This window comes from Kibdelosporangium banguiense (assembly GCF_017876405.1).
Lineage (GTDB): Bacteria > Actinomycetota > Actinomycetes > Mycobacteriales > Pseudonocardiaceae > Kibdelosporangium > Kibdelosporangium banguiense.
The window spans coordinates 11573622-11595377 of record NZ_JAGINW010000001.1 but is presented as its reverse complement, the minus strand read 5'-3'; the positions used below and the strand labels follow the sequence as shown (position 1 = coordinate 11595377).

Genomic DNA, 21756 nt, shown 5'->3' with positions numbered 1-21756 from the left:
CGAGATGCGGGCGACCCAGGGGCCACCCGCATCCGCAGAACATGTGCCGTTACTTATGCCGCAGGCGGAAGGACAGGAAGCACGCCCCGCCACGGTCGTCTGTCTCGAAGAAGACAGAGAGTCCCTGTGTGGAGTCGATTGTCCTGTGCTGATTGCTTCCGCGCGGGTCGGCGCCGGGGCACTGGCCGCCGTCGCCGTTGAATTCCCACAGCACATCGAGCGCTATGTCATTTCGCCCGGAGATCGCCAGGGTGAGCTCGCATCCGCCGACCCTGTTGTCCGAGTTGACGATGATCGGGTCCATGAAGAAGTACTGGAATGCGAACGGGAAGTACGGAATCGGCACGTTACTCGCCGTGCCGCCGCACTGACCGGTGTTCCCGGGGATGAACCAGTAGGAAAGGACAAGCCCGTTGAGCGAACCGTCGGCATTGTTCAGCCCGAACTTCAGCTCGCATCCACCGGGACGGCTGTCGGTGTCGACCACCATCGCCGTCGTCCACTCGCCTACGTCCTTCCATTCGTGCGGCTTGGGGTCGCCGTATTCGAAGCCGCATTGCCCGTTGTCGCCCTGGTCCTTGTGCCAGATTCCGAACTGGGCTGCAGCCAAGGGGCCGACCGGAGCCGCGCTTGCCTGCGGTACGCCCACCACGGCCATCGCGGCGACGCTTATCCCGAAGGCCATGACTGTCAGTTTTCTTCGCAACCCTCGCACTCGCATTTGAAACTCCCGTGTCGGGGGTGGTTCACCTTGCGTGGAAAGCGAAGCAGCATCCACCGGCCCAGCAGGCCCGTGTGGGACAACCTGGGAAATGTTGGGAAGTCCGGCGGCAGAAGGCCAGGGAATCAGAGCGGCCCGGGCAGCGTTGACCGGGAACATGGCAGACGAGACCGTAGAGCTCAGCCCCACGGAATGGGTACAGGGCCAGACCAAGAGGATCCTGGAGACCGGGACCACCGAGGGGATCGACATCCTCGGGTCGCCGGTCGTGCTGCTGACCCTGCGCGGCGCGAAGACCGGCAAACTGCGCTACACCCCGGTGATGCGGGTGGAACACGACGGCAAGTACGCGGTCGTGGCATCCAAGGGCGGTGCCCCTGAGCACCCCACCTGGTACTACAACATCAAGGCGCACCCCGAGTTCCCGCTGCAGGACGGGACCGTGACCAAGGACTACGCCGCACGCGAGGTCGAGGGCAGCGAGCGGGCCGAGTGGTGGGAGCGGGCCGTCGCGGCCTACCCGTCCTACGCGGAGTACCAGGAGAAGACCGACCGGCAGATCCCGGTGTTCGTGCTCGACCCGAAATGACAGGCGTGCCCGCGGCGCTGGAAATGCGCCGCGGGCCTTTCTCACCGGGCGATCGTCGGGAAGCTGCGCGACCAGCGCTTGTCGTCGACCGCATGGACGACGAACCGGGCAAGGTCGGCCCGGGTGACACTCGTGCCACCTATGGGATTGACGCCGTCCTCGACTCGGTAGACGCCGGTCGGTGGCTCGTCGACGATGCGTGCGGGCCGGACAAAAGTCCAGTCGAGCGGGCTGTCCCGCACGATGTCCTCCATCAGGCGCATATCGCCATAGAGTTCTCCTATCAGGGTGCGGGCCACGACGCGGTACCAAAGCGGATGGTTCGGATCGTTCTTGCGCGCGCCACTGGAGGAGAGCGCGACGAGGCGGTCGATACCACTGGCGACCATGGCGGCGACGAGTGTGCGGGCGCCCGAGGAATAGAGCCCGTCGGCCTTTCGTCCCGCCGGCCCGATCGCCGAGATGACGGCGTCGTGGCCGGTCACGGCGGCGCGAACGCTGTCCAGGTCTCGTATGTCGGCTCGGACGACTTTGAGCGGTGCATTGCTGACCTGCCGGAAGGCGGCTGGATCACGCACGGCCGCGGTGACAGTGTGGCCGGCGCGCAATGCTTCCTCAACGATGACTTGGCCCGTGGCGCCGTTCGCCCCGAACACAACGAGGGCGCTCACCGGTCGCCGCCCTTGGTCAGCGAGCGCGGGATGACCGGCACCAGGATGGCAGAAATGAGACAGGCGGCTATGGCGAGAAGAACTCCGGCGACGAGGCCTGCGACGTCACCGTTGAGTCCGAAGTAGAGGGTTCCGGCCACTGCCACTCCCAGCGCGGTGGCGAGCTGCTGCGCAGCGTTGAGGCTGCCGGAGGCGCTGCCGACCTCGCTGGGGCCGGCCGTGGCCAGCACCGCCTGGATCAGCGGGCCGAACAGCAGTCCGAGTCCCAGACCGGTCACGAGCATCGGTGGTACGGCCCCCAAGGGCGGCGCGGAGAACACTGCGGCGCCTGCGACCCCGAGCAGGCCCAGGATCTCCACTCCCAAGCCCACGTACAGGATCGAGCGGCCGAGCCTGCGGGTCAGCCGCGCGGCGGCGAGCGACCCGAGCATGATCCCCGCGGCGACCGGGGACAGCGCCACGGCGGCCTGCAGGGCGGAATAGCCGAGATCCAGTTGCATGCGCAGCGAGAGAACCAACAGCAGTCCACCCAGACCGGTGAAGAACACGACAGCCACGACGAGCCCGCCGACGAAGGCGCGCTTGCCCAGCAGGCTCGGCACCAGGATCGGGGACGGACTGGTGCGTTGGCGCCGGCCGAGCAGGGCGAACGCCAGCACTCCGGCTGTGAGGGCGGCGAAGCTCCACCATGGCCAGCCGTTCTCGCGTCCCTGGATGAGCGGGTAGACCAGTAATGCGGATCCCGCTGTCACCAACGCCACGCCCACAGGATCGATCCGGGCGCCGGGGTCGCCGGGATCGGCAGGCATCCAGCGCAACGCGCCGAAGACCGTGAGCGCACCGAGCGGAAGGTTGATCAGGAAGATCAGCCGCCAGTCGAGCCCGCCCAGATCGAGCGCGATCAGTCCGCCCGCCAGGATCGGACCGCAGATCCCGGCCAGGCCCATTACCGGCCCGAACAGGGAAAACGCCCGGCCGCGCTCGTGGTCGCCGAACACCCCGGTCAGCACGCCGAAGCCCTGCGGGATCATCAGCGCACCGAGAGCGCCCTGCACGACTCGGGCCGCGATCAGTACGGACGGATTCGGAGCCGCCGCGCACGCGGCGGAGGCAAGCGTGAATCCGATGGCACCGATGACGAACAGCCGTCGCCGGCCCCACCGGTCGCCGAGTCGCCCTCCGACGACCAGCAGCACACCGAACGCGAGGGTGTAGCCGGCGGCGAGCCACTGCAGTGTCGCCTCGCTGCCGCCGATCCCGGCACGCACCGAGGGCGCCGCGACGTTCATGACAGTGGAATCGAGCAGGTCCATGACTCCGGCGAGCAGGACGACGGCCAGCACGCGCCATCGCCACCGGTAGGGCGTCGCGGTGCGTTCAGCTGCCAGCAGGGTGCTCATGTCTTCTCCTAGCGAACGGTGTTAGTAGCGAACGATGTTCGTGACGAACAGTGTACGTAACGAACGATGTACGTCAACGCTAGGCTTGGTGAATGCCCGGAAGCCCCCGAACCCGCCCCGCCAAACCGGCATTGAGCCGGGAGTCGATCGTCGCCGCTGCTCTCGACCTGGTCGATGAGCTCGGATCGGCTGCCGTGAGCATGCGTCGCGTCGCCACGGCCGTCGACACCGCTCCGGCATCGCTCTACGTCTACGTCGCGGACCGACGCGAACTGATGGCACTGGCGCACGATCTGGCGGTAGCCGACGTGGACCTGCCGACCGATGCCGACGGGAACTGGCGGACCCGGCTCGTGCTGCTCATAAAACGCACAGTGGACGCTCTCGCGGCCCACGGAGACATCGCCGCGATCGGCCTGACGGATCTCACGCCAGGCCATAACTCGCTACGGATCACCGAGGAGATGCTGCGGTTGTTGCGAGTGGGGGGCGTCGCGGACGAAGCCTGCGCCTGGGCTGTCGACCTGTTCGGGCAGTACATCGCCTCGTCGGCCCTGGAGGAGGCGACATGGCGCCGCGAACAGCCTGCCGGCGCCGTCACCGCGCAGCTCGACGCCGTCCACACCGCACTGTCCGTCGAGGACTATCCGACGATCCGCGCCCTTGCTCCCTTGCTGACCAGTGGTGACTCCGCATCCCGGGCGACCTGGAAACTGCGGGTCCTCATCGACGGAATCCTTGCCCAGGGAACGTAGTCCTAGCGAGGATGCAACAAGCCACTGTAGAGCGTGTTGCCTTTGGCGTCGTAGATGACCACCGTGAGTCCGTCGAGGCGTTGCTTGTCGATGGATCCTGTTTCGTCGAGCAACGACGGCGGAAGCACCGACAGGAAGGTGCCTGCCCGCACGTCGGTGTTCAACTCGACCGACCCGTCCAGGACAACGCTCATCGCGGTCGCGTTCGGCCGGACGGTGCCCGCGATGAGCAGGCCGCTGTCGGTTTCCGCGCCTGCCGGGAGCAGCAGCGCGTCGACGTACTGTACTGGCTGGGCCAGGAGGTAGTGGCGGAACTGCATGTCCGGCGGAGTGCTCACGGAATCCGTGCGGCCGCTGGGCTGCCACTGGCAGAGCGACGCTGCCTTGCTGTTGGACGCCATGATGAATTCTTCGCCGTTGATGGCGGCCGACGCCCCAGGTTGCCAGCTGTCCTGGTCCGGCACCGGATCCTGGGCTGCTTCGAGGCATTTGCCCAGCGCCTGTCCCCGCGGGGATGTCCGATCCGCCGGTGGGGACACCGGTCTGTCCACAAGAGACACCGAATAGGGTGGAAACGAGGCTATCTCCCGGTATGGGAAACGCGGATCGTCGTCATCGAGAGGCTCCGCGGGTTCGTCGACGGGCAGTTCCCGTACCGACAGCTTGAGATCCGGGCCGGCGGACATCGCCACGTTGGTCACGAACAGGCCCATGACCGGGGTCGATTCGACGGCTGTGCTCGTCGTGCCGTCGGCTGCTTCGACCTCGAGGCCACGCCATGTGGGGTCGACCACCCCGGCGATCGTGCCGTTCGGTGTCGCGAACAACACACCGGTCCCGGAATCGGTCGCGTAAATCGGTTCGGCGTCCGGGTCGGAGACGGTCACGGACGTCAATGTGCTTTCGCAGAACAAGGTTTCGTCCGCCGCGCGGACCGCGGTCACCGAGATGCCACCGGCGCCTGTGTTCGCGAACTGGCTGGTCCACTGTGTCCGGGCGGGCGACGTCCGGCCGGTGGTCGCCAGGGCCTGGTAGCACCGGTCCATCTCGGCGCTGGACTCCTGGTCGTCGAGCACCCGGGTGACGACCTGCTGCGGTGGCGCCCACGCCTGGTCCGCCGGTTCGTTCACCGGGGTGGGCACGGCGCGCCCGAAGATGACCGCGAATCCCGCGATCACGGTGACGCTGACCGCGGCCGCGATGGCCATCTTGGCCCGGCTGTACTGGGGCCTGGCCGGAACGTCGAGGTCGCGCCACAGCCGGCGGCGCAGGCGGTCACGCACCTCCGGCGGCATCTCCCGGCGCGGAGGCTGGTTGAACTCGGTCATGGCGCCTCCCCCAGGGGATCGCCGCCGAGCGTCTTGCGCAGCCGGGAGCGGGCGCGCGAGATCCGCGACCGGATGCTGACCTCTTCCAGTCCGAGCACCGCGGCGGCCTCCGCGATCGGCAGCTCGCCGATCAGGCACAGTTCGACCGCCTGACGCTCGGATTTCGGCAACCGCGCGATGGCGTCCAGCACGACGCGCATCCTCGCCTCGCCGTCGACCTTGTCGGCCACCGACTCGGCGTGGTCCTCGATCGCCTCCTGCGTGGGGACCCGGCGCAGCATCCGGGTGAATCGCCCGGAACTGCGGTATTCCGACCGCGCCAGGTTGCCCGCGACCGCGTAAAGCCAGGGCAGCGCGCTGTCGCGGACCAGGGTGACCTCGTTCAGCTTGCGCCACGCGGTCATGAACGTGACCGACGTCAGGTCCTCGGCCAGCGACCACGACCCGGTCAGCCGGTACGCGTGATTCCACACTGCCTGGGCGTGCCGTTCGAACAGCTCGCCGAAGGCCGCCTTGTTCCCCGACGCAGCACGACGCCACAGCGCTGCGTCGCTGTGCTGGTCGAGCTCGACCTCGGGTTCGGGCGCCATCCTCGCTCTCAGGCTCTTGGTGGTCACATGTGAATGTGTCCGTGGGTGACCTCAGCGTTGCAGATCCGAAACTCACAGTTGGTTCAGCCCAACGCCGCATGCATCAGGCGCGCGCTGCTCCTACTGTCGAAGATAGGACAGCCGTCACCGGAGGCAGGCGTGAGCGAAGCCCAGCTCGGCACCCGTGAGCACATCATGTCCGCCACCGAGGCGGCCCAGTTGACGGTAGGGGTGGAGGAGGAGTTCCTGCTGGTCGACGTCAAATCCGGCCGGCTGGCCGACCGCGCCCAGGACATCCTGGCCGGCTTCGGCGGGGACTACGACCTGCAGGCGGAGATCACCCTGAGCCAGGTCGAGACGGCCACGGGCATCTGCCAGACCATGGGTGAGCTGCATGAACAGCTGACGAACTCGCGCCGCCTGCTCTCCGAGCAGGCCGAACGCCACGAAGCATGGCTGGTCGCCTCCGGCGCGCCCGTGCTCGGCCGGGGATCGCCGGTCGTGACCCCGTTGCCCAGATATCACCGGATAACCCGCGAGTTCCGGGCCCTGATCGGCGACCTGCCGGTCTGCGGCTGCCACGTGCACATAGGCCTGCCCGACGACGACGCGCGAGTGGTGGTCAGCAACCACCTCCGCTTCTGGCTGCCGACCCTGCTGGCGATCGGCGCGAACTCGCCATACTGCAACGACGTCGACACCGGCTACGCGAGCTGGAGATACCTGATGTGGGGCCGCTGGCCCTCAGCGGGCCCGCCACCCTGGCTCGACTCACCCGCGACCTATTACGCGGCAAGAGAACACGTGATAGCCAGCGGCGCGGCCATGGACCTGGGCATGCTGTACTGGGACATCCGCCTCTCAGCCAATCATCCGACGATAGAAGTCCGCGTCTCGGACGTGGCCGCCACAGTCGAGGACGCAGTACTGCTGGCAGCACTGGTCCGCGGCATCGCCACAACAGCATTGGCGTCTGGCGCCCGCGGTTTGCCTGTGCCACAACACATGTTGCGCCCCGCCCTGTGGCGCGCAGCCCGGGATGGCCTGGAGGGCCTAGGAGTCGACCTCCACACCGGCGATCTCGCTCCTGCGGCGGATCTCGCCGCGGCTTTGGTGCGTTGGATCAGACCTGCGCTTGAGATGACCGGCGACTACGACCTGGTGGACGACTCCATGGCCAGGCTCGTTCTCGACGGCTGCGGCGCAGCCCGTCAGCGAGCAGCCTTCGCCCGCCACGGCGGCCTGGGCGAAGTGGTCTCATTCCTGGCCGCCCAAACCCGGCCACATTGACGGCCGCGGGCGGGATAGCAGCCTGGCTCTCGGCGGCGGCAGCGGCTTGGCAAGGGGTGGTGGCTTGCCCTCCAGCAACCGGGCGATGTCCGATCGCATCGCGTCAGGGGACTGATACCGCTCCTTAGGCCAATTGGTCAGTGCTTTCATGGTGATCGCTTCGAGATACCGATTGATGGCAGGATTCAGCTGCCGGGGTTGAGCAGGCTCCAGAAGCCGATGTTTCGGCCTGGCTGTGCCTGAGTGAGTCCCATATGGCTCCTCGCCGGTCAACAGCTTGTAAAGCAGCGACCCGATTGCCTGAACCTGGTACTGGAGATCGGCTTTCCGTGCGGCCACGTCGTCGGCTGAGGCACGCCATTGGTCTGGCTTTGTGTTCCCGGCGGTCGACCTGTCGAATGGGCGGGCTGTACTGAAACCTACCAGCTTGATCGCATTGCTCCTGGTGAGCATCACGTTGGCCGGGCTGACAGCGTCGTGCATGAGGTCTTTCTGATGGATGGCAGTCACCGCCTCGCAGACACTCGCGGCAACTTCCATTGCAAGCAACCCATCCAGTGGCCCGTCGGTTTCGACGATGTCGGCCAATGTCCGCCCATCGACGTACTCCATCGCGATGAATGGCAGGAGCCCGCTACTGGTGGGAGTTTCGGCGATCTCGTGGACGGCGGCGATAGCGGGATGCCGGACCTTCGCGGCCAGTATCGCCGAACGTCGGAACTGTTGCTGGGTATGAGAATTGTGGGCCAGATCAGCCCGCAGAATCTTGATCGCCACGGACCGGCGGAGCCCGGTATCGAAGGCTCGGTAGACCACGGACACATCGCCCGTGCTGAGCTTCGTAACCAGTTCGTAGCGGTTTGCGATCAACTTTGGTACACCGAGATCCCCGAATGGGTCCGGATCGGTTGTCAGTTGCACCGAATGTGTGTCATCCGGCCTGTTTACAGGTGTCCCAGGCTGGTCGGGTAGTGCTGCCAGCAGTTTCCGGTAGCGGCCGCCGAGCTGGGCCAGGACCACAATCGCGACATGCAGTGGGGAACCCTGGTCGATGGTTGCTCCGCCCCGCAGTGCCTGTTCCGGATCGGCCAGCAGGGCGGTGATGTCGAAGCCTTGCCTGGCTTGGGATGCGACGAATTTGTTGGTTTCCTGGACCACTGTGAGCAGGTCGCGGCGCTGCAGATAGCCCAGGAGGTGCTCGCGTACTCCAAGCAGGAAGTCGTAACGGGCGTTGTCCGGATCGACTGGCAGATCCAGTGCGTCCGACCTTTTCAGCAAGCCTCCCAACAGGACCTGGGTCAGGTCTCCGTCGTCGGCGTCGGGCAGCATCACATCCCGGACGAACTGCATTACCGGCAACGTCAGCCATGCCGCGGAAAGCAGGCACGCGAGCCGGAACGCCTGTGGCGAAGCCCCAAGCCGGTACCGCTCGACCACTTCCCGGGGCTCCAGCACGACATCCGGGGCGGACGTCGCCATCGGCGGAGTCAGCAGTGCGACCGGGGTCCAGCTGGATGTGCCGGCGACCACCTTGGCCCATGACGCGAGCCAAGGTGCTGAGAACCGGACGACGGGGATCGTCCCTCCAGTATGGACTGTCCACGAGCGATTCGGGGCACCCGGGTTCCAAGACCTTGCCTGCCCGCGTACGACTTGGATGCCGGTGCCGGGCCACATCTGGGGTGGAAGGACGTTGCATACCGCGACTGGCCGGGTTGAGCCCCACTTTTCCAGTAGGGCAAGCATTTTTCCGGTCCGCCAGTCGTCGCTGATCCCGTCGGTGATCAACAGGACTGCTTGCCTGTTCGCCGGTTCGGTCAGGATTCGGTCGATCGGGCGTTCGCGGATCAGACGGAACAGGCCGAGTCTTTCCGTCGTCATGCGGAACTGGCGGATGCGGTCCCGCCAGATCGCCATCGTGGGCGACGGGTCCACCACCAGAGTCAGGTTCAGCCATCGTTCGGTGTCCGGCCGTAGCACGGGGCTCCAGACGCCCTCGTCGGCGATCCGGGTGACGGTGGCGTTCTCATCGAGGACGAAACGGGTGCGGGCGGGGACTCGACGGCCGAACGGGCGCAAAGCCCTGGCTATCTCGATCTGACGGGCGGGCCGGACAGCACGGGCACGTTGGACTGCTATCCCTTGCACGCGGTCCGGTTGACCGAGAACCCGCGGTGGGCCGCCCGGCGCGCCGATGTACAGGCCGCCGCCCGGGGCCTCATGGTGTGGCGGATCGGCGGCCGGCTCGCCGGTTTCTTCCGGAGGCTGGATGGCCTCCGGTTCGGCGGACAGTGCCATCACTACCGGTTCGCCGGAGGGCTCGACAGCGACGTGGTCGGCGAGCCAGAGTGCGTCCCGCAGTTCGTCCGCATCCGGTGTCACCCCGGCGTTCGCCAGGACGGCCAGCAGTTCGTCGATCATCGGGGCTCGGAATCCGCCACCGGTCGCAGGACGGCGTCGACCATGTCGTTGAACGATCCCGGATCGCCGGTGGCGTGCCGGGAGCCTGATGTGGCCAGGTAGACCGCGTTCAGCAACTGATCCGTGGTCACTTCGGCGTGTTTGCGGCGTTCGAGGAAGTCCACTATGTGCTGCTGCGCCGCAACGGCCGCGTCCGGTCCGAAGTGCGCGGCCAGGATCGAGTGGATCTGTTTCGCGCTCGGCTCCCGCATGTCCAGTCGCAGGCACCTGCGGAGGAATGCCGGTGGGAACTCGCGTTCGCCATTGCTGGTGAGCACGACGAACGGGAACGCGTTGCACGCCACCTGCCCTCGTGTCACGGTCGCGTGGACATCGCGGTCAGCGGTCATCACCTCTACTTCGGCGACTTCGCGCGGCAGACGGCTGAGCTCGTCGATCTCGAATTCGCCTTCTTCGAAGACGTTGAGCAAGTCGTTCGGCAGGTCGATATCGCTCTTGTCGATCTCGTCGATGAGAAGGACACGAGGGCGCGCATAGGGGAGTAGTGCGGTGCCGAGTGGGCCGAGCCGGAGGTGCTGGCCGATGTCCTCGGCCATGTCCTCGCCGCTGTCCGTGCTGTCGGTGCGCCTGCGCAACTGCCGCAGGTTCTCTTCCCGTAGCCGGCCGATCGGGTCGTAGTGGTACAGCCCGTCGAGCAGCGTGGACCGGCTGGTGATCGGCCACCGCAGTACCGGGCCCAGCTTGAGCTCCTTGGCCACGGCGTAGGCGAGGGTCGACTTGCCTGTTCCCGGCCTGCCGGTGATCAGCAGCGGCCTGCGCAGGTACAGCGCCGCGTTCACCATCTGGATCTCCTCGGGCATGGAGGTCCGCGTGTGCCCGCTGCCGAGCCGCCTTGACGTGCTCGCGTCCTGGTCGATCGCTGGATTGGCGACATTCGGTCCACCGTCGAAAGCACGCCAGTTCGGCGGTGATGGCAGGTGCTCTATGCCGTCGTGGGGGATGCCTGTCCCCTGATAGATCGGCCAAGCGGTCATCGAGTGCCTCTCATATGGGTGGTAGCCAGGTCGGGTCTGGTGGTATCCGGTGCGGGTTGTCCCACAGCAGCACCACATCCCGGCCCGGGTGGGAGGTCAGGGCGTGCCTGGCGCTCGCGGCTTCGCGCTGTTCACGAACCACGTCCTGCAACCGGGACACCGGCCGTTCGAGCAAGATCGAGTTGAGTGGTGTGGTGTTCGTGTACCGATACGGCGTGGCCCTGTGCCACAGCACGACCGGTATCCCCGCGTCGAAAACCGCGGTCAGCGTGGCAGCCAGTGCCTCGGGCGGCGTGTCCACCGCACGGATGATGCCGACGCACAGAACATCCTGCAGTGGCTGTACCGAACCGGCTGTCACCAACTGGAAGGCGCCGGCATCGAACCGGCCGTCGGATTCCTTGAGCCTCTTCCACTTCTCGACATGCGCGGCGGAGATCTCCCGGCCCAGCGGCCGGACGATCACCGGGCACAGTGTGCCGATCGGATAGGCCCGGCCGGTGAGGTCGACCATCAGCTTGTCCACCGGGGCTTCCAGCATCTGCACCGGCATGGTGAACTCGACGATGGGCTCGCCGCCGCGCACGGACTCGATCTCCCGTAGCAACCTACCGAGCTGCTCGGCGATACGTTGCCAGCTCCAGGGTTCGGTGCTGCTCGCCGCGGCCTGCCAGCCCTCGCTGTTGGAGTAGAGCCACACCGTGACGTGGAAGTCCGGGGTCAGCAGATCGGGGAGCACCCGGACAGAGATGATCGTCCGCTTGACGATCTTGCCTATCCGGTCCAGCTCGTCGACGTTCACCGTCCAGTGTGGTGCGTTTCGGCGCAGCCAGCTCCACAACGCGTTGCCGGTCACCTTGTCCGGGCCGCATGCCAGCCGGGCCAGGAACTCGCACAAGGGAAAGGCGTTGACCGCGCCGCGGAGTGTCTGGACGGCACGCCAGAGGTCGCCGGGGTACGGCGGCAGGCCGGCAACGCCGCGCCGGACGTCGTGGTAGATCTCGGCGACCGACTCGGTCTCGGTCGCCCCGCCGAGAATGCGTTGCAGTTCTGTTTGCTGATCGAGCGTCAGGTCAAGCAGGTGCGGCGACGAGGTGAAGCACTGGGCTGTGGCGTTGAGCAGGCTGGTGAACTTCTCCCGGAGAGCCGGCCATTCGTCCCGCGCCGTGGTGATCAGTTTTTCGAGATACCCGGCGAGATGTGCCTGCTGGACGGCCGCGGTCCACAGTTGGCGGGCGTTGTTCCAGCCCAGCGGGAAATCCAGTTGGGACATCCCGGTTCTCCGCCACACATCCTCGGCGGCGGCGGGTTTGGGGTAGGCGTGGGCCAATGCTTTCACCAGGGTGTCGGCGGCCGGGTCGCTCCAGTCGGGAGCATCAATCCATCTGGTCACGGATCTCTGTGCCCAACTCGGCGATGCGGTCGGCTATGCGCGCGATTGCCCGGCCCTGGTTGCGGAACTCGGTCTGGGTGCCTTGGGCGATCTCGACGGATTTGTGGTGCAGGGCCACTACGCGCCACTGTTCGTCGAAGACCGGGGAGCCGGACGAGCCTTGTTCCGTGTCGGTCCAGTACTGCACGACCTGGGCGTCGGCGTGGCGGACGAGGTTGTGCAGCATGGCGATCTTCTTGGGCAGGCCCTGGGGGTGCTGGACTATGTAGACGCGATCGTCGGCGTTCACTGTCGCACCGGTTGTCAGTGGCAGGATTGGTGCGTCGCTCGGTATCGGGTCGTTGGTGGTGATGATCGCGAAGTCGTCCGCACGGCTGCCTTGGATTGATGTGATGTCGCAGTCGACGAGGGACGGTTGGCGGACTTGGCCGGTGATGTCGATTTCGAAGCCGAATTCGGCACGCACCCAGGTCGCGCGTTGGCCGGTTGTCCAGTCGTGCAGCACATGGTGGTTGGTCAGCAGGGTTCGTTCACCGATGCGGAAACCTGTGCCGTGGAAGAAGTCCCGGCCGATGGCGACGCTGAGGCGGCAGACTGCCCTGGCGCAGTGCACGCCCTGCTCGAGGAACACCACGTCCAGCAGGGTGTCCTGGCCTTCGACTATTTGGCGTTCCCGGCCGTCGGGGGTGAAACCCTTCCATGCCGGTTCCTCCGGCTCGGGAGCTTCGACCAGGGGTACCTCGCTGAGCAGTTCGTCGATCCGGACCTGTAAGGCCGGTACACGGTCCGTGGCGAGGGTGAGCAGCCTGGGCAGTGCCTGCTTGCCTGCGGCGTGGTCGAAGAGGTCGGTCCACAGGCGCCTGGCCGGCTGGTTGAGGTTCAACTCGGACGGTTCGATTCCGGCCGCTCGGGCTACGTCGACCACGTCGTCGTGCCGGAAGAGCGCACTGGCCACTGTGTCGCGCAGGCTGCGCACCCGTGGGTCCGACCAGGGCAGGGGAAACTCGTTCAACAGACCTGGCACCCTGCCTCAGCCCTCCCCGTGCTGAAACCTATGAAAGGTTGACGAGTCTAGGCAGGTGACTGGATCTTGGGGTCGCCGGGCAGGTGGCGAGAGCAGCCGATGATGGGATGTCCTGACTTGTATACATGATGCATGCACCGTTCGGGTGACGGTTTGCGTCGGCTTTAGCTCGCGGGTGTGTTTGCGTCAATCCTGAATTCAGGTCATTGTGATCCGCGATTATGCGACGCTCCGGGGTCATTACCGGCAAGTAAGTGCACTCTGACAGTGGTATCGCCGGTGATCAAATCCTGGCAATGTAACTGGGGGTTTTGTTCAGACCACTGTGGATGGCGAGATCTGAGCGAAGTGAGTCCGACGTTATGGCCGATTTATCCCTGCATGAGCATGTCTCTGGTCAAATTTCACGTCTCTGCGACGTCGCTGGGCTGACTGGTCACCGGGAAGGGGCCGCCGAGCTGATCGGTCTATTGCTTGGAGCGGCCGGTGAAAACAGGATCGGCGTGTTGTCGTCCTGGCCTTCCGGTGTTTCCGACGATACCACGCCTGTGGAATTCTCCGTCGCATTCGACACGAATGGAAAATATGCTGTACGGGTGCTCGGCGAAACTGTCGGCACGTTCCCTGAGTGGCATTTCCTTGATTCTGTCGCTGACCGGCTGCGGCTGGCCACCGATCGGTTCGAGGCGATCAGGGACCTTTTCCTGGCCGGCGAGCGGCAGGGTGAGTTCCGGATCTGGTACTCGCTGATCTTCCGGCCGGACACGCCGGCCAGGCTCAAGGTGTACCTGAATCCGCAGGTCAGCGGCCCTTCGCGGGCTGTTGACCTGGTGGTGGAGGGGATGCGGCGGCTGGGCATCGAGCGGGCCTGTGCGCCGGTTCTGGCAAGTGCGCTGACCCGGGGAACGCTGGACCGGTTCTCCTTTTTCGCCCTCGATCTGGACGGCACGGCGCAGGCGCGGGTGAAATTGTACGTCACCCATGAAGCGGCCGAAGTCGCCGATGTCGTCCGGGCGGCGAGCCTGGTGGCCGGTATCGACCCGATGAGGATCCAGGAGTTCTGTGCCATTCTCGGCGGGGGATACGGGCCTTTTCAAGGCCGGCCGTTGATTTCGAGTTACTCGTTCGTGGGCGGGGACGACGACCGGCCGAGTAGTTACGGCCTTTATCTGCCGATCCGGTCGTATGTTCCCGACGACGAAGTCGCGCGGGCGCGAGTGCTGGCCGTTCTGGCGCAGTACGATATGAACAGCGCCATCCTCGACGAGTCCATTGCCGCGGTGTCCGCGCGCCCATTGCGGGCCGGGGTCGGACTGATTCCGCATATTTCGCTGCGGCTGGGTGCCTCGGGATCCGGAATCACTGTCTATCTGTCCTCCGAGGCTTATTCCGTCATGCCACCGCGGGGAAGATCAGTTCTCGGTCTGGTGTCGTCAGCTCAATGAACCACTGAGGGAGTAGTCATGCGGGCCTTCCCGCCGTATCGGGCTCAGGTCGTCACCGGGATTCCGATCACCACTCGCGAGCAACGGGCTCAGGCTTTGGCCGACGCCGGGTACAACGCGTTCAACCTGCGGGCGAACATGGTCACCATCGATCTGCTGACCGATTCCGGCACGGGCGCGGTGTCCACCGGCCAGGAGTCGGCGGCCGCCGCGGGAGACCGGTCGTATGCCGGGTCGGACTCGTTTTTCCGGTTCCGGCAGGCCATCACGGATCTGACGTCGTTCCCGCACGTTTTTCCCGCGCACCAGGGACGCGCGGCCGAGCGGGTGTTGTTCGCCAGTCTGCTCAAGCCGGGACAGATCTCGTTGAGCAACACCCATTTCGACACCACCCGGGCCAACATCGAACTGCTTGGTTGTACGGCGCGAGATCTTCCGTGTGCGCAGGCCGCTGATCTCGACAGCCATGAACCGTTCAAGGGCAACATCGACATTGCCGAGTTGGAGCGGACACTGGCCGGTCCGGACGCTGACCAGATCGGCATGGTGCTCATGACGATCACCAACAACGGCGGTGGCGGTCAGCCGGTTTCGATGGCGAATCTGACCGCTGTCAGCGAGATCTGCCGCCGGCAGGGTGTCCCATTGATCCTCGACGCGGCGCGTTTTGCCGAGAACGCATGGCTGGTGACGCAACGCGAAAGCGGATATGCCGGCAGTTCGCCCAGGGAGGTCGCCGAGGCCGCGTTCGGACTCGTAGACGGCTGTGTGGCCAGTCTGAAGAAGGACGGCATCGCACCGATGGGGGCGTTCATCGGGCTGCGGGACACCGAACTGGCCCGGCGGTGCGAGATGAACCTGATCGCCACCGAGGGCTTCCGGACCTACGGCGGCATGTCCGCGCACGACCTGGAGCGCACTGCGGTGGGGATCGGCGAAGTCCTCGACCCGAACTACCTCGCCGCCCGCGCGGCCGAGGCGAGTCGCCTTGCCCAGCAAGCCAATGACGCAGGTGTCGACATTGTGCAGCCCGCCGGGGTCCATGCGCTGTATCTCAACGCGGGAAGACTGCTTTCACACCTGCCACCGAGCCGTTTTCCCGGCCACGCCTTGGCTTGCGAGCTGTACCTGCGTGGCGGGATCCGGTGTGCCGAGCTCGGTTCCCTGTATCTGGGCGAGTTCGACGACGACAACGAACTTGTGACAGCGGCGCCGTTCGAGCTTGTCCGGATCGCACTGCCACGCCGTGTCTACGGACAGGCACATTATGACTATGTGGCCGACGTTCTGGCCGACATCGCGAAGGATTCCGAGCGGGTACCGGGGTATCGCGTCCTGGAGGCGCCGCAGCTGCTGCGGCACTTCAACTTGCGACTGGCTCAGGTGTGAGGCCCGGGTGGGAGACACAGTGGAGGCCTCCACTGTGTCTCCCACCCGGGATCATCTGACCGGCAAGGCACTCATCGCGTGCTTCACCAGTTTGATCAACGCGAGCTTGCTGGAGTCCCGTTTGCGGGCGTCACACATCACGATCGGCACGTGCGTGGGCACGGCCAGCGCCCCGCGGATCTCGTCCTCGGTGTACGGCTGGGCGCTGTCGAAGCAGTTCACCGCGACGATGAACGGGATCTGGCGCCGCTCGAAGAAGTCGATCGCCCCGAAACTGGTGTCCAGCCTGCGGGTGTCGACCAGGACAACGGTGCCGATCGCACCGCGGGCCAGTTCGTCCCACATGAACCAGAACCGTTCCTGCCCGGGGGTGCCGAACAGGTACAGCACGTGTTTCGGCGAGATGGTGATCCGGCCGAAGTCCAGCGCGACGGTGGTGGTCGTCTTGCGCTCGACGCCTTCCAGGTCGTCTATCCCGTCGCTGGCCTCGGTCAGGATCTCCTCGGTGGTCAGCGGCGGGATCTCGCTGACCGAGCCCACCATCGTGGTCTTTCCCACGCCGAAGCCACCGGCGATGATGATCTTGACCGGGGTCGGGATGCTGTCGGTCCCGCTGTCGTGGTCAGAGTTTGGAAAGGCCATCGAGCACCGCCTGTAGTAGTTCATGATCCGGTGTTCCGGCCGGCAGCTGGGAGACCGATCGGACGATCACCACGCCACGTTCGATGAGGTCGCCGCACAGCACGCGTACGACACCGAGCGGAAGGCTCAGGTGGGCGGCCAGTTCGGCAACCGACAGCGCCCGGTGACACAGCCGCCTGATCTTGAGGTGTTCCGGGGTGAGCCCGGCCGGATCCGCCTCGGATCGCAGGGTCATCACCTGGGTGGCCAGGTCCAGTTGCGCACTGGCCGAGGACGACGGTGTCCGGCCTGCGGTGATCGCGTACGGCCGGACCAGTGGCCCGGCGGCTTCGTCGTACCATCCGTCGTCCACGCGTCACGACCTTTCCGCGGCCGTTTTCATTGCCTCGCGTGGGGCCGAGGCCATGAATTCGCCGACGCGCTTGACGAGACGGTTGATCTCGTAGGCGATCATTTCCACGTCCACTGTCTCGGCGGCGAGAACAGCCAGGCACGCGCCCCGGCCCGCGGCCGAGACGAACAGATAGCCGCGTTCCATCTCGATGAGGTTCTGCAGAACAGGGCCGCGGGAGAAATGCCTGCTGACGCCTTTGGCCAGGCTTTGCAGGCTGGACGCGATGGCTGAGAGCTGGTCGGAATCGTCCTTGCTCATCCCGGCCGATTTGCCCAGCAGCAGTCCGTCGGCGGAAAGCACGATGGCGTGCTGGGTGCCGACCACCCGGCTGACCATGTCGTCGAGCAGCCAGTTCAGATCAGTTTTCTGGTTCATGCTAGCGATTCCCCTGCTGGATAACCTGAGTCAGTCTGCTGACATATCGGATTCCCGGCCTCGCAGCGTTCCTTTGTGGAAAGCCGAGAGGGTGCGGGACTGGTCGAACTCGCGAGCATTTCCGGACTCGACGTCGTCGTCGCCGTGATCGTCGTCAGGATCGTCACGCAGTTGGGTGACAAGATTCTGTTGCGGCCGCCGTTGGGGTAACGGCGCGCGCTCACCTTGCGGGGTTTCGTCCGGTGCGGGGCGAGGCTTCGGCCGGGGTTTTTCCGGTTTTTCCTCCGCTCGCGCCAAGACACCGCTTGAATGGATCGCGGCCCGGGGTTCCGGCCATTCGATCGGGGGTTGCGGATCGCTCACCACGATTCTGTCCTCGGTCTGGCCGTCGGCGACAAGTACCTGGGTCGGGATCAGCACAGTGGCTCGCGTCCCGCCGTAACGCGATGGCGCGAATGTCACTGTGATGCCCAGTCGCGAGGCGATTCGGGCGACCACGAACAAACCGAGACTGGTGTCCGCGCGCAATGCCATCGCGTCGAATTCCGGGGTTTCGGCCATCATCGCGTTGGCCCAGTCCCGGACGGTTTCGGTCATGCCGAGCCCTTGGTCGGAGACCTCGATCACGACACCCCGGGCCACGAGCGTGGCCGTGACCTCGACCTGCGAGCCGGGCGGGGAGTAGGTGGTGCCGTTGTCGACCAGCTCGGCGACCAGGTGGATCGTGTCGGCCACGGCCGAGCCGGTGATCGAGACCTCCGGGATCGCCTCGACCCGCACCCGCGAGTACTGCTCGGTCTCCGACACCGCGGCCCGCAGGACCTCCATCAGCGGCACGGGGTTGCGCCAGCGCCGGCCGGGCTGCTTGCCGCCGAGGATGATCAGGTTCTCGGTGGTCCGCCGGGCCCGGGTGGCCAGGTGATCGAGCTGGAACAGCGACGCCAGCTGGGCGGAGTCCTCCTCGCGTTTCTCCATCTCGTCGAGGATCTGCAGCTGGCGGTGCACCAGGACCTGGTTGCGGTGGGCGATGCCGAGGAACACGTTGTGCACACCGCTGCGGGCCTTGGCCTCGCTGACCGCCGCGGACACCGCGGTCAGCTGCGCGATGTTGAGCGCCTCGGCGACCTGGCCGATCTCGTCCTTGCCGTGGTCCAGCCTGGGCAGCTCGGCGGCCACGTCGACCTGCTGGCCGCTCTTGAGCCGGTCGACGATGTCGGGCAGCCGGTTGCCCGCCAGGTCCAGGGAGTCGTTACGCAACCGCTCCAGCCGCGTCATCAGTGTCCGGTCGACCAGGGTCCGGGACACCCGGACCGCGATGATCACCGACGCGACCGACACGAGCAGGGCGATGACACTGCCGATGATGGCGTTTCGCAGCTGGCTCTCGCCGGACGCGATGGCCGCGGCCGAGACCTTGTCCGCCTGATCGATCGTCAGTGTCGTCATCGCGGCCGCGACGTCGTTGCTCACCTTCTGCCAGTCCGTCTGGCCCACCGGCAGCCCGGCCTTGTCCTTGGGCGTCCACGGGCCACGCTTGACCAGCGCGTCCTCGGCCGCGGCCAGCCGCTTCCACGAGTCGCTGGCGATCAGGTTCTGATACAGGGCCTGGGAGCTGGGCTCCAGGAACTGCGCGTTGCGGCTCAGGTCGGCCCGGTAGACGCCCATGAGCTGGGTGAACAGCATGAACTCGTCCGGCGTCAGCGTGCCCGACGCGTAGCCGCTCGTGATCAGGGATGCCTCGCGCGACATGTTGTCCGTGCTGCGGAACACCGTGATCGCCGCGATGGCCCCCTGGACGGCGACCTCGTCGGGCACCACGCGGGCCTGCACTTCGAACAGCCGGAACGCCGTGTCGAGAATGCCGTTGTAGAAGTCGTTGGCCTGCGCTTTCGACACGCTCTTGAAGCCGATCTGGGCGCGAATGACCGGCAGCTGGTCGAAACCGGACTTCAGTTCCCGCATCCGGTCGGCGATCTGGGCGGGCGCACTGTCGATGGCGGGGCCGAAAACCGTCTGCAGTTCCCGCAGCCGCTCGTCGGTCAGCTTCTGGCGGTCGGCCAGATCCGCCTGGCTGACCCCGTTGTTGACCAGGAACTCCACGCCGACCTGACGTTCCTGCTGGATGGCGGCCAGCGCACTGAGTGCCGGAATGGACACCTGGCGGACCGAATCGGCGACGACTTTGGCGTAGAGGCCGTTGAAGACGAAGTACGACGATACCGCGATCCAGAGCACCAGCAACGTGATACTGGGAATCAGAACCGTGCGGGTCAGCCGCTTCCGGATGGATTTGTCCTGCCCCGCTGAGGGGTCATCGGTTTTCTGCACGACGCTCCGCAAATTCCGCAGTAGATTGGGGAACTCGGTGGCACTGGATCGTCGACCGCACGACTGCCAACATCGCCTTTCGCCTGTCCGCAGGTACATACCGAGCGCGGGAGTTCTACCACAGCGCGGCGGTACCTCGCGGGCCGATCTTGATGTATACAATCGCCGGGCGGGATGCCTGACAAGATCGTTGCTGGGTATCCGTGTTCACTAGTCCGAACGAGTGAATGTGAATAGCGGTTCCGCATGTTTGCGCACGACGGATAGGATTACTCTGAATGGCCTAATCCGGTCGTCCGATGCCGGCGTGGCCGAATATCGGCGCATTTCATTCAGAAATCGTTTTCCCGAGTACGTGGAACACGCGGTCAGTCGGCGCCGGCCGGCCAGTCCGGCGGCAGCCAGTTCACCGCGTACCAGAGATCCATCCGGGGCTGAACCTGGGACAGGTCGACGTGCAGGGCCCGTTCGATCTGGCCGATCCGGTGCCGCACCGAGTTGCGGTGCACCTGGAGCATGGCCGCACTGCGGTCCCAGTTGCCGTGGTTGGCCAGCCAGACCCGAAGTGTCTCAACAAGATGCGTCGCCCCGGGTGACTTGATCTCGGTGAGCGGCGCGAGGGTACGCCGGGCGTAGGCACGGGCCTGAGCAGGGTCGACCAACGATGTGACGCTCCCGGATTCGTCGTCGGCGCTGACTGGCTGGCCGCTCGCGGCCGCGCGGCGCCGTAGCGCGACTGCTTCCCGCTCTGCTGAGCGCAGATCGCCGACCGACGTCACGCCGCTCATCCCGATGAGCCACCCGCGTTTGTGGAGAGCGTCCAGCGCCGCATGCCCAGGAGCCGACCGTGCGGCGACGATCGCGCGGAAGCTGCCGCCGGTCAGATCCACCAACGGCGTGCCCAGAAGTTGCACGAGCTGCGCGAAGTCGCCGTCCGGGCTGACCCGTGGCCGCCGCCGCACGTCGACTCCGGCAAGTACGCGGTAATCCTGGCCTGCCCGGTTGTCCAGCAAGGCGGCCAGTAGGTCCCCAGTGGACTCCGCGGCCGAACCCGCGGCCAGCAGCAGCCGCGCGGCGAGCCGGGACGCGTACCCGCGCGACGAGTCGACTTCACGCCGCAGCAGGCCGAGCATCGCCAGCGCCATCGCGACGACGGCACGGTCCCCGACGCTGAAAGCACGGCTGCGTCCCACGATGAGAACCGAAGACGGCTCAACCGGGTGCAACACCGCGTGATCGTCGCCGACGTGCGTGCTCGCGCTGCGGGGACCGGAACCGCCGCGCAGCTTGCCTGCCAGCGCTCGAAGATCTTCGGACGGCTCGGGCGCGAGGCCGGATCGGGTCACGACGGCGCCCTCGGAGTCGAGCAGCATCGCCCACCCGGTCAGCGATGTGGCCAGCGCGCGAACCGTCGTCTCGGTCGGCCGGGGCCGGGCGGCGGCGCGTGTCAGGGCGCGCTGGCTGTCGGCGATGACCCGCAGTTCGGCGTTCTGGGCTTCGGCGAGCGCGTTGCCGACAGCCTGGCTGACGGCCAGGAACGGCGTCCGCTCCGGGACCGCCAGCAGCGGCAGGCCGCGGTCGCGGCACGCCTTGACGAGCTCTTTCGGGACAGCGTCGTACACCGGCGTGACGCCGAAGCCCAACGCGCTCACACCGGCGTCGACCAGGCTTTCCACGTAGGCGTCGATCTCCGCGGGAGTCTTGGGGAAGTTCACCCCCGCGGTCAGCAGCAGCTCCTGGCCGAGCAGGTAGGGCACGGGGTCGCGCAGCTCGCTGACGTGTGCCCAGCAGATCGGCCGGTCCAGCTCGGATTTCCCGGCCCGGACCTCCAGCCCGAGCTCCGCCCGGCCGGTCACCGCACGCAGCGGAATCGTCCTGAGCACCATGGCGCGCCTCCCTGGGCCATTTCATCCAATGGTGGTGGCCGAGATTGTGCAGAACAACCACTGAATGGACCAGGCCTGGGT

The 21756-nt window shown here is 66.2% G+C and carries 19 protein-coding genes; 5 read left to right on the top strand and 14 right to left on the bottom strand.

Annotation, left to right across the window (positions count from 1 at the left end; translation table 11 throughout):
* Positions 1 to 49: 49 nt before the first annotated feature.
* Entirely contained in the window at positions 50 to 685 is a 636-nt protein-coding gene (locus tag JOF56_RS51845) for a hypothetical protein (protein WP_209646803.1), read from the bottom strand.
* 193 nt (positions 686 to 878) lie between these two features.
* Here JOF56_RS51845 and JOF56_RS51840 point away from each other — a divergent pair, with 193 nt between their 5' ends.
* Entirely contained in the window at positions 879 to 1310 is a 432-nt protein-coding gene (locus JOF56_RS51840) for a nitroreductase family deazaflavin-dependent oxidoreductase (protein WP_209646802.1), read from the top strand.
* A gap of 41 nt (positions 1311 to 1351) precedes the next feature.
* On the opposite strand, the gene JOF56_RS51835 is transcribed toward JOF56_RS51840, so the two are convergent.
* A complete protein-coding gene (locus tag JOF56_RS51835; protein ID WP_209646801.1) occupies positions 1352 to 1981 on the bottom strand; it encodes an NAD(P)-dependent oxidoreductase in 630 nt (209 codons plus the stop codon).
* Positions 1978 to 3381 (bottom strand): MFS transporter, encoded by a 1404-nt coding sequence (locus JOF56_RS51830; protein ID WP_209646800.1) that lies wholly within the window; start codon positions 3379 to 3381, stop codon positions 1978 to 1980. Before JOF56_RS51830 ends, JOF56_RS51835 begins: the two co-directional genes overlap by 4 nt.
* Positions 3382 to 3473: 92 nt before the next feature.
* Between JOF56_RS51830 and JOF56_RS51825 the strand changes: the two genes are divergently transcribed.
* Positions 3474 to 4136: a TetR/AcrR family transcriptional regulator gene (locus JOF56_RS51825; protein WP_209646799.1), complete on the top strand. Its 663-nt coding sequence runs from the start codon at positions 3474 to 3476 to the stop codon at positions 4134 to 4136.
* Between the two features lie 2 nt (positions 4137 to 4138).
* Here JOF56_RS51825 and JOF56_RS51820 read toward each other — a convergent pair whose 3' ends face one another.
* Both JOF56_RS51820 and JOF56_RS51815 read right to left on the bottom strand, forming a co-directional pair.
* Entirely contained in the window at positions 4139 to 5464 is a 1326-nt protein-coding gene (locus JOF56_RS51820) for a hypothetical protein (RefSeq protein WP_209646798.1), read from the bottom strand.
* Positions 5461 to 6054, bottom strand: a complete 594-nt coding sequence (locus tag JOF56_RS51815) for an RNA polymerase sigma factor (RefSeq protein WP_209649004.1) — start codon at positions 6052 to 6054, stop codon at positions 5461 to 5463. Before JOF56_RS51815 ends, JOF56_RS51820 begins: the two co-directional genes overlap by 4 nt.
* A gap of 159 nt (positions 6055 to 6213) precedes the next feature.
* Between JOF56_RS51815 and JOF56_RS51810 the strand changes: the two genes are divergently transcribed.
* Entirely contained in the window at positions 6214 to 7344 is a 1131-nt protein-coding gene (locus JOF56_RS51810; protein ID WP_307855664.1) for a carboxylate-amine ligase, read from the top strand.
* On the opposite strand, the gene JOF56_RS51805 is transcribed toward JOF56_RS51810, so the two are convergent.
* The 4 genes from JOF56_RS51805 to JOF56_RS51790 are packed head-to-tail and all read right to left on the bottom strand — an operon-like array spanning position 7312 to position 13204.
* Entirely contained in the window at positions 7312 to 9765 is a 2454-nt protein-coding gene (locus JOF56_RS51805; RefSeq protein ID WP_209646797.1) for a serine/threonine-protein kinase, read from the bottom strand. The genes JOF56_RS51810 and JOF56_RS51805 overlap by 33 nt on opposite strands.
* Positions 9762 to 10799 carry an AAA family ATPase gene (locus JOF56_RS51800; RefSeq protein ID WP_209646796.1) on the bottom strand — a complete coding sequence of 346 codons (1038 nt, stop codon included), beginning with the start codon at positions 10797 to 10799 and terminating at the stop codon, positions 9762 to 9764. Before JOF56_RS51800 ends, JOF56_RS51805 begins: the two co-directional genes overlap by 4 nt.
* A 10-nt stretch (positions 10800 to 10809) precedes the next feature.
* Positions 10810 to 12192 (bottom strand): VMAP-C domain-containing protein, encoded by a 1383-nt coding sequence (locus JOF56_RS60575; RefSeq protein WP_209646795.1) that lies wholly within the window; start codon positions 12190 to 12192, stop codon positions 10810 to 10812.
* Complete coding sequence (locus tag JOF56_RS51790) at positions 12176 to 13204, bottom strand: trypsin-like peptidase domain-containing protein (protein WP_209646794.1); 1029 nt, start codon at positions 13202 to 13204, stop codon at positions 12176 to 12178. Before JOF56_RS51790 ends, JOF56_RS60575 begins: the two co-directional genes overlap by 17 nt.
* A 323-nt stretch (positions 13205 to 13527) precedes the next feature.
* Between JOF56_RS51790 and JOF56_RS51785 the strand changes: the two genes are divergently transcribed.
* Both JOF56_RS51785 and JOF56_RS51780 read left to right on the top strand, forming a co-directional pair.
* Positions 13528 to 14661 (top strand): tryptophan dimethylallyltransferase family protein, encoded by a 1134-nt coding sequence (locus JOF56_RS51785; RefSeq protein ID WP_245378772.1) that lies wholly within the window; start codon positions 13528 to 13530, stop codon positions 14659 to 14661.
* Between the two features lie 18 nt (positions 14662 to 14679).
* Positions 14680 to 16050, top strand: coding sequence for a tryptophanase (locus JOF56_RS51780; protein WP_209646793.1), 1371 nt, complete (start codon positions 14680 to 14682; stop codon positions 16048 to 16050).
* 51 nt (positions 16051 to 16101) lie between these two features.
* On the opposite strand, the gene JOF56_RS51775 is transcribed toward JOF56_RS51780, so the two are convergent.
* From JOF56_RS51775 to JOF56_RS51755, 5 genes are all read right to left on the bottom strand, one after another.
* Positions 16102 to 16692: a GTP-binding protein gene (locus tag JOF56_RS51775; RefSeq protein ID WP_209646792.1), complete on the bottom strand. Its 591-nt coding sequence runs from the start codon at positions 16690 to 16692 to the stop codon at positions 16102 to 16104.
* On the bottom strand, positions 16673 to 17044 hold the full coding sequence (locus JOF56_RS51770; protein WP_209646791.1) for a DUF742 domain-containing protein: 372 nt from the start codon (positions 17042 to 17044) through the stop codon (positions 16673 to 16675). The genes JOF56_RS51775 and JOF56_RS51770 overlap by 20 nt, the downstream gene beginning before the upstream one ends.
* A 3-nt stretch (positions 17045 to 17047) precedes the next feature.
* Entirely contained in the window at positions 17048 to 17461 is a 414-nt protein-coding gene (locus tag JOF56_RS51765; protein ID WP_209646790.1) for a roadblock/LC7 domain-containing protein, read from the bottom strand.
* Positions 17462 to 17491: 30 nt separating this feature from the next.
* Complete coding sequence (locus JOF56_RS51760) at positions 17492 to 19789, bottom strand: sensor histidine kinase (protein ID WP_307855663.1); 2298 nt, start codon at positions 19787 to 19789, stop codon at positions 17492 to 17494.
* 368 nt (positions 19790 to 20157) lie between these two features.
* Positions 20158 to 21675, bottom strand: coding sequence for a PucR family transcriptional regulator (locus JOF56_RS51755; protein WP_209646788.1), 1518 nt, complete (start codon positions 21673 to 21675; stop codon positions 20158 to 20160).
* Between the last annotated feature and the right edge of the window lie 81 nt (positions 21676 to 21756).

Coding starts and splice junctions, on each gene's coding strand:
- JOF56_RS51775 (WP_209646792.1), bottom strand. CDS start 16,692: ATGGCCTTTCCAAACTCTGACCACGACAGCGGGACCGACAGCATCCCG.
- JOF56_RS51840 (WP_209646802.1), top strand. CDS start 879: ATGGCAGACGAGACCGTAGAGCTCAGCCCCACGGAATGGGTACAGGGC.
- JOF56_RS51825 (WP_209646799.1), top strand. CDS start 3,474: ATGCCCGGAAGCCCCCGAACCCGCCCCGCCAAACCGGCATTGAGCCGG.
- JOF56_RS51805 (WP_209646797.1), bottom strand. CDS start 9,765: ATGATCGACGAACTGCTGGCCGTCCTGGCGAACGCCGGGGTGACACCG.
- JOF56_RS51815 (WP_209649004.1), bottom strand. CDS start 6,054: ATGGCGCCCGAACCCGAGGTCGAGCTCGACCAGCACAGCGACGCAGCG.
- JOF56_RS51765 (WP_209646790.1), bottom strand. CDS start 17,461: ATGAACCAGAAAACTGATCTGAACTGGCTGCTCGACGACATGGTCAGC.
- JOF56_RS51755 (WP_209646788.1), bottom strand. CDS start 21,675: ATGGTGCTCAGGACGATTCCGCTGCGTGCGGTGACCGGCCGGGCGGAG.
- JOF56_RS51845 (WP_209646803.1), bottom strand. CDS start 685: ATGGCCTTCGGGATAAGCGTCGCCGCGATGGCCGTGGTGGGCGTACCG.
- JOF56_RS51830 (WP_209646800.1), bottom strand. CDS start 3,381: ATGAGCACCCTGCTGGCAGCTGAACGCACCGCGACGCCCTACCGGTGG.
- JOF56_RS51780 (WP_209646793.1), top strand. CDS start 14,680: ATGCGGGCCTTCCCGCCGTATCGGGCTCAGGTCGTCACCGGGATTCCG.
- JOF56_RS51820 (WP_209646798.1), bottom strand. CDS start 5,464: ATGACCGAGTTCAACCAGCCTCCGCGCCGGGAGATGCCGCCGGAGGTG.
- JOF56_RS51800 (WP_209646796.1), bottom strand. CDS start 10,799: ATGACCGCTTGGCCGATCTATCAGGGGACAGGCATCCCCCACGACGGC.